This window comes from Arthrobacter sp. P1_A5 (genome assembly GCF_056406825.1).
In genome coordinates this window covers 1-7,370 of the sequence record NZ_JBFTZL010000182.1, presented here as the reverse complement: position 1 = coordinate 7,370, position 7,370 = coordinate 1, and the positions used below count along the sequence as shown (strand labels likewise).

Below are 7,370 nucleotides of genomic sequence, written 5' to 3'. Positions count from 1 at the left end.
CTGACTGCCATGCAGCGCTCCCCGGCGGAGCCGTAGGCGGCCGAGACGGCGGCATCCGCGGCCATGTTGAGGTCCGCGTCCGGCAGGACCACCATGTGGTTCTTCGCCCCGCCCAGTGCCTGGACGCGCTTGCCGTGATCGGCGGCGCGCTTGTAGATGGACTGCGCGATCGGCGTCGAGCCGACAAAGCTGATGGCCTTGACCGTCGGGTGTTCCAGCAGGACATCCACGGCTTCCTTGTCCCCGTGGACCACGTTGAGCACCCCTGCCGGCAGCCCGGCCTCAGCGAAGACCTGGGCGATGAAGATGGCGGAGGACGGGTCCTTCTCGCTCGGCTTGAGCAGCACGGTGTTTCCGCAGGCCAGGGCGCTGCCGATCATCCACAGCGGCACCATGGCGGGGAAGTYGAACGGCGTGATGCAGGCGACGACGCCGACCGGCTGGCGGACCGAGTGGACATCGACGCCGCCGGAGACCTGCTCCGAGCGTTCGCCTTTGAGCATGTGGGAGAGCCCGGTGGCGAATTCGATGTTCTCCAGGCCGCGGGTGATTTCACCTTCCGCGTCAGAGAGGACCTTGCCGTGCTCGCTGGTGAGCAGGGCCGCGAGTTCGGGCCGGCGCTGCATGAGCAGTTCACGGACCTTGAAGAAGATGGCTGTGCGCCTGGCCAGGCTCGTGGCGCGCCAGCCGGGCAGGGCGGCGCGGGCGGCCTCGATGGCCTCCTCGACGCGGGCGGCGGAGGCCAGGGCGACCTCTTTCTCCTGCTCGCCGGTGGCCGGGTTGAACACGGGGCCGAAGCGCTCGGCGTCGGCAATCAGGGCGCCGTTGATGAAGTGCGGGATGCGTTCCATGGGTGGGTCTCTTTCGTGAGGGGCAGGGCCGTTAAGGGCAGGGCCGTGAAGGGCAGGGCCGTTAAGGGCTAGTTGGCGGACTCGAGGGTGCCGTCGACGAGCTTGACGATCATCGAGCAGTCCTGGCCGGACTGGCCGGAGTCGATGAGCCGCTGGAAGAGCTGCTGGACGTGCTCGCCGAGTTCCAGCGGGGTGCCGGTGTCCCGCGCGGCGCTGATGGCCAGGCCGATGTCCTTGTTGGCCAGTTCGGTGGTGAATGTCGGAGCGAAGTCGTTGTTGGACGCGGCGGTCGGCACGACGCCGGCCACGGGGTACCAGGTGCGCAGCGCCCAGCTGTCGCCGGAGGAGACCGACGCGATGTCCCAGAAGACCTGCTTGTCCAGGCCGAGCCGCTCGGCCAGGACCGCACCCTCGGCGGTGGAGGCGAGGTTGATGAAGAGCATGAGGTTGTTGCAGATCTTCGCGGCCTGGCCGGTGGTGGCGCCGCCGGTGGGGATGATGTTCGCGGCCATGGGGCGGATGTATTCGGTGGCGTCGGCGACGGCGCCGGCCTCGCCGCCGATCATGAACGTCAGTGTGGCGGCCTTCGCGCCGCTCATGCCGCCGGACACGGGTGCGTCGACGAAACGGAAGCCGGCGGCAGCGGCGGCGTCGTGCAGGGCCTGCGCGGAGGCGATGTCTATGGTGGAGGAATCCACCAGGAGGGTCCGGGTGTCCGCGTGGGCAAGGACGCCGTCCTGGCCGAGGTACACGGCGCGGGCGTGCTCACCTTTGGGGAGCATGGTGAAGACGACGTCGGCGCCGGCGACGGCCTCGGCGATGCTGCCGGCGGCCTTGACTCCCCCGGCCTCGGCTGCGGCAACGGCTGCGCTGTTGAGGTCGAAGCCACGGACTTCGTGTCCGGCGTTCGAGAGGTTGACGGACATAGATCCGCCCATGTTTCCGAGTCCGATCCAGGCGATGACTGCCATGGCTTAAGCTCCTTTGCTTGATGTGCTGCCGGGCGCCTCGACGCGCTCCGGCGTGAAAGCCGAAACTCCGGCGCCCCAGTGTCCACCATCACACCCTGTTAGAGTGCAATCAAGGTAAAAAATCACAGATGCCATGTGCACAGATGCACAATCATGGCCCTGGCTCCGCCACACTCGCTGCAAAGGGGACAAGATTGGACTTGCGCCGGCTTCCGAGCCCCGACGACCTGCTGATCCTGCTGACCGTGGCACGGCTGGGCCGGTTCAACGCCGTGGCCGAGACGCTCGGCACCACCCACACCACCATTTCCCGCCGCGTCCTGGCCCTCGACAAACAGCTCGGCGGCCGGACGCTCGAACGCAGCCCGCACGGCTGGGAGCTGACCGAACTCGGCAGCCAGGCGGTCGCGGCGGCGGAAGCCATCGAGGGCACTCTCGGTGCCCTCTCCAGCAGCATTGCCCGCTCCGGCGACGTGGTCTCCGGCTTGGTCCGGATCAGCACCCCGGACGGCTTCGGCGCCGAATTCCTGGCCCCGGCCCTCGTCCGGCTGCAGCGGGCGAATCCGTTGCTCAACGTCGAACTGCTCAGCGCCACCCGCAAGGTGAGCCAAAACCGCTCCGGCGTGGACCTGGAAGTGGTGGTGGGCAACATGGACACCACCACCGCCCGCGCGATCTTCCTGAGCAACTATTTCCTCAGGCTGTACGCCAGTCCCGGCTATGCGCAGGAGCACGGGCTTCCGGCAACGCTCGACGACGTCCGGCAGCACGGCTTTGTCTCCTACGTGGAATCGGCGCTCCAGGTCGCGGAGCTGGGCCACCGTTCAACGCAGCTGCCGGTGCCCCGGTCCAGCTTCCAGGCCACAAGCGTCTTCGCCCAGCTGGAGGCCGTCCGGCGGGGCGCCGGGATAGGCCTGCTCCCCAATTTCCTCGTGGCGGGCCGGCCGGAATTTCTGCCCGTCCTGCCGGACGACTTCCAGCGCCAGCTGCCCATCTGGGCTGTGGCGCGGCCCGAGGCGCTGCGTTCGGCCCCGGTCCGTGCCGTGCTGGAGGCGATCCGGACCGAGATTGCCGACCGCCAGGCGGTCCTGGCAGGCTGAGCGGTCCTGGCGGGCTGAGCCAGCCTGCCGGGCCRGTCCTGCTTCCAAACGCCAACAGCCCGAGCCCCGCAGTGCGGGACCCGGGCTGTTGCCGTGCTAATTCGTTGTTACTTCTTGCTGGCGGCGAGGAGGTCAGCGGTGCCCTGGGCGTCGGCGGCGTCGACGTCGCGGAGCGAGATGCCGCGGGTTTCCTTAAGGAAGAACACCGCAACCAAGGTGACCACACAGGCGCCGAGGAGGTAGATGGCGACCGGGACCGAGGACTTGTACTGGCCCAGGAGCGCGACGGCGATGATCGGAGCCAGCGAACCGGCCACAATCGAGGTGACCTGGTAGCCCAGCGAGACGCCGGAGTAGCGCATCCGGGTCGGGAACATTTCGGCCATGAGCGCCGGCTGGCCGGCGTACATCAGGGAGTGGAACAGCAGGCCGATGGTGATCGCAGCGAGGATGACGAGGTCGTTCTTGGTGTCCATCATCGGGAACGCGAAGAATCCCCACGTTCCGCCGAGGATGGCGCCGGCCATGTAGACCGGCTTGCGGCCGACGTTGTCCGAGAGCCTGCCGACCATCGGGATCACGGCGAAGTGGACGATGTGCGCCACAAGCAGCAGCAGCAGGATCCGCGAGGTGTCCGTCTGGACGATGACCTTCAGGTAAGTGATCGAGAAGGTGACCACAAGGTAGTAGAGAATGTTCTCGGCGAAGCGCAGACCCATGGCGGTGAAGACGCCGCGCGGGTAGCGGCGGAAGACCTCGGCCACGCCGTAGCCCTTGTGGCCGGCCTCGACCTCCTTGCGGGCCTCCAGGAAGATGGGGGCGTCCTGGACCTTGGTGCGGATGTAGTAGCCGACCAGCACGATCACGGCGGAGAGCCAGAAGGCTACGCGCCAGCCCCAGCTGAGGAAGTCGGCGGAGGACAACGTGGCGGAAAGGGTGAAGAGGACAGCCGTGGCCAGGAGGTTGCCCATCGGAACCGCCGACTGCGGCCAGCTTGCCCAGAAACCGCGGGACTTGCTCGGGCTGTGTTCGGCGACGAGAAGGACTGCGCCGCCCCATTCACCGCCAACGGCGAAGCCCTGGGCGAAGCGCAGGAAGACCAGCAGGGCCGGGGCCCAGTAGCCGATCTGCGCGAAGGTGGGCAGGCAGCCCATGGCGAAGGTGGCAACGCCGACAAGGATGATGCTCAGCTGGAGCAACTGCTTGCGGCCGAACTTGTCGCCGAAGTGGCCGAAGACGATGCCGCCGATCGGGCGGGCAMTGAAGCCGACCGCGTAGGTGAGGAAAGCGGCGAGGATGCCGTCCAGTTCCGAACCGGTGTTCGGGAAGAACAGCTTGCCGAACACAAGGGTGGCGGCGGAGGCGTAGAGGAAAAACTCATACCACTCAACCACGGTGCCGGCCATGGAGGCCGCCACCACCTTCTTCAGGCCGGACGTTTTGACGTCGGATTCTTCAGCGCGCCTTGCGGCGTTTTCCGTACTCATCGTGACTCCTTCGGCGTCTCCATCGACACCCTGTGGACCATTGGACTGAGGACGCTTGTGATTTAGGGCACAGGGCGTCATTCCCCATGAGTATGGACGCTCCGGCCCTCAGCCTCAACGGCCATTAGTGCAGAGCGCATCTGCAAAAATGCACAAGCGGGCCGGCCTAGTGGCTGAAGAAGGTCTCCCGGAGCTGCCCGCTGAGCTGGCCGATTTCGGTCAGGAAGCCATCGTGGCCGATCGGCGCTTGAATGATATGCAGTTCCGGGCCGCCCGGCAGGGCCTCTGCCAGTTGACGGGACTGGGCCGGGAAATACAGGCGGTCCGAGTCCACGGCCGCCACCAGGAATTCGGCGGTGGCCGGGGCCAGTGCCTCCCCGAGACCTCCGCGCCCCCGGCAGACATCGTGGCTCATGAGGGCTTCGGTGATCGCGATGTAGCTGTTCGCGTCGAAACGCCGGGCCAGTTTGCTGCCCTGGTGGTCCAGGTAGCTTTCCACCTGATAGCGCCCGCGTCCGGCCAGCGATCCGGCTTCCAGGGGCGTCTCGGACTCCTGGGCGTTCCGGCCAAACCGGCCGTCCAGTTCGGCCGCTGAGCGGTAGGTGATGTGCGCGATGCGGCGGGCGAGGGCGAGCCCCGCCTCGGGTTCCGGGCCGCCGTAGTAGTCCCCGCCCTTGAAGTGGGGGTCCTGGCGGATGGCCAGCGTCTGTGCCTGCGCGAAGGCAATCTGTTCGGCGGTGCTGCTGGCGCCGACGGAAATCACGGCGCAGCGCCGGACCCGGCCGGGAAACGTGACGGCCCATTCAAGGGCCCGCGCGCCGCCGAGCGAGCCCCCCAGCACCGCGTACCAGCTGCCGATGCCCAGGGCATCGGCCAGCCGCGCCTCGGCGGCGGCGGTGTCCCGCAGGGTGACCAGCGGGAACCGCGATCCCCAGGGGCGCCCGTCCGGGGCCGGGGTGGAAGGTCCGGTGGATCCGTAGCAGCCGCCCAGGATGTTGATCGAAACGACGAAGTACTTGTCCGTGTCCACGGGAGCCCCGGGTCCGGCGAGCTCTTCCCACCAGCCGGGCTCCCCGCTCTCGCCGCGGGTCACGTGTGTGTCGCCGGTCAGGGCGTGTTCAATGAGCACGGCGTTGGAGGCGTCCGCGTTCAGGGTCCCCCACGTCTCGTAGGCGAGCACCACATCCGGCAACGGAGTCCCGGATTCGAGCTGCAGATCACCGATCCTGACGAACTGGACGGTCCCGTCAGGGGTCCGGGATGGTTTGGTTTCGGGGACACCCGTGCGGGTGACGGCAATCGTCATGTGAGGACCTATCTTCGCGCTTGCCCGCCGTCAGCTGACCGGCAGGCCAGGTCTTCACCCGGGGCACCCCGCCGCAAAAGGAGGGTTGCCGGCCAGCAAGCCGGGGCTGTCGCTGGCACTCATGACCTGGTACGAGTCTACGAAACAGGGTGCGGAAATCACGAAGATTATGACTTCCATGTGACAGCCGGACCCGTCAGCACCGCAGTCTCCCCACCTTTGACGGCCGTGACCGGCGGGTCGCGCCGAAGTGCCGGCGATTCCCGGCGTCATGCCCGCAAAGGTGGGGAAATTCCGCGTGGGCTTCCGTCTAGGCGGACTTGGCCGCGCGGAATCCGGCGTCGAGGTCCGCGAGGATGTCGTCAATGTGCTCCAGTCCCACCGAAAGCCGCACCAGCCCGGGATTCACCCCGGCGATCACCCGCTGTTCGGGCGAGAGCTGGCTGTGGGTGGTCGACGCCGGATGGATCACCAGCGACCGGACATCGCCGATGTTCGCGACGTGCGAGTGCAGTTCGAGGGCATCGACGAACCGCTTGCCGGCCTCCGCTCCCCCGGCGATGTTGAACGCCACGACGGCGCCGGTCCCCTTGGGCCCGTACTTGCGGCCGCGCTCGTACCAGGGGCTGGACGGCAGCCCGGCGTAGGCGACCGATTCGACGTCGTCCCGCCCCTCCAGCCATTGCGCCACCTTCGTGGCGTTGGCCACGTGGCGCTCGACGCGCAGGCTCAGCGTTTCGATGCCCTGGGCGATGAGGAAGGCGTTGAACGGGGACACCGCGGAGCCTAGGTCGCGCAGGAGCTGGACCCGGGCCTTGAGGATGTAGGAGAGGTTCGCGCCCAGCGCGCCCTCGGCTCCGAGGTCGCGGGCGTAGACCAGGCCGTTGTAGGTCGGGTCCGGGGTGTTGAAGCCGGGGAACCGCTCCGGGTCCTTCCCGAAGTCGAAGTTGCCGGAGTCCACGATCACGCCGGCGATTGCGGCGCCGTGCCCGCCGAGGTACTTGGTCGCCGAATGGACCACGATGTCCGCGCCCCACTCGATCGGCCGGATCAGGTAGGGGGTGGAGAGCGTGTTGTCGACCACCAGCGGCACGCCGGCCTCGTGCGCCACGCGGGAGACGCCCTCGATGTCCAGGACGTCCTGGCGGGGGTTGGAGACCACTTCGCCGAAAAACAGCTTGGTGTTGGGCTGGACGGCGTCCCGCCACTGGTCCAGGTTGTCCGGGTCCGCCACGAAGGTCACGGAGATGCCGAACTTCTTCAGCGTGTGCGCGAGCAGGTTGTAGGTTCCGCCGTAGAGGCTGGGGCTGGCCACCACATGGTCCCCGGCCTCGGCGATGTTGAGGATCGCGAACGTCTCGGCGGCCTGGCCGGAGCTGAGCAGCAGCGCCGCGAGGCCTCCTTCCAGGCTGGCGACGCGCTGTTCGACGGCGTCCTGGGTCGGGTTGCCGATCCGGGTGTAGATGGGCGCGAGCTCGGCGAGCGCGAAGCGGTTCGCGGCGCTTTCGGCGCTGGGGAACACGAACGACGTCGTCTGGTAGATGGGCAGGGAACGCGCCCCGGTGGCGCTGTCCGGCTCCTGGCCGGCGTGGATCTGGCGGGTTTCAAAGGACCAGGCATTGGACATTGGTGCTCCTCGAGTCACTGGGCACAGC

Annotated in this window: 6 protein-coding genes and 1 riboswitch; of the genes, 1 reads left to right on the top strand and 5 read right to left on the bottom strand. The window is 67.7% G+C overall.

Features of this window, described 5'->3' with window-relative positions:
• On the bottom strand, positions 1-851 hold an 851-nt coding region (locus AC1D1S_RS17750), incomplete at its 3' end, for an aldehyde dehydrogenase family protein (protein WP_476995071.1).
• Positions 852-919: 68 nt separating this feature from the next.
• Positions 920-1,822, bottom strand: coding sequence for a 3-hydroxyisobutyrate dehydrogenase (gene mmsB / locus AC1D1S_RS17745; RefSeq protein WP_243179644.1), 903 nt, complete (start codon positions 1,820-1,822; stop codon positions 920-922).
• A gap of 200 nt (positions 1,823-2,022) precedes the next feature.
• Between mmsB and AC1D1S_RS17740 the strand changes: the two genes are divergently transcribed.
• Positions 2,023-2,922 carry a LysR family transcriptional regulator gene (locus tag AC1D1S_RS17740; protein WP_459385970.1) on the top strand — a complete coding sequence of 300 codons (900 nt, stop codon included), beginning with the start codon at positions 2,023-2,025 and terminating at the stop codon, positions 2,920-2,922.
• 107 nt (positions 2,923-3,029) lie between these two features.
• Here AC1D1S_RS17740 and AC1D1S_RS17735 read toward each other — a convergent pair whose 3' ends face one another.
• The 3 genes from AC1D1S_RS17735 to AC1D1S_RS17725 all read right to left on the bottom strand — a co-directional run bounded on the left by AC1D1S_RS17735 (position 3,030) and on the right by AC1D1S_RS17725 (position 7,342).
• Complete coding sequence (locus AC1D1S_RS17735; protein WP_476995070.1) at positions 3,030-4,409, bottom strand: MFS transporter; 1,380 nt, start codon at positions 4,407-4,409, stop codon at positions 3,030-3,032.
• A gap of 166 nt (positions 4,410-4,575) precedes the next feature.
• Positions 4,576-5,715 (bottom strand): homoserine O-acetyltransferase MetX, encoded by a 1,140-nt coding sequence (gene metX / locus AC1D1S_RS17730; protein ID WP_476995069.1) that lies wholly within the window; start codon positions 5,713-5,715, stop codon positions 4,576-4,578.
• An 11-nt stretch (positions 5,716-5,726) separates the two neighbouring features.
• Positions 5,727-5,842: riboswitch (SAM riboswitch) on the bottom strand.
• A gap of 183 nt (positions 5,843-6,025) precedes the next feature.
• Positions 6,026-7,342 carry a bifunctional o-acetylhomoserine/o-acetylserine sulfhydrylase gene (locus tag AC1D1S_RS17725; RefSeq protein WP_476995068.1) on the bottom strand — a complete coding sequence of 439 codons (1,317 nt, stop codon included), beginning with the start codon at positions 7,340-7,342 and terminating at the stop codon, positions 6,026-6,028.
• Between the last annotated feature and the right edge of the window lie 28 nt (positions 7,343-7,370).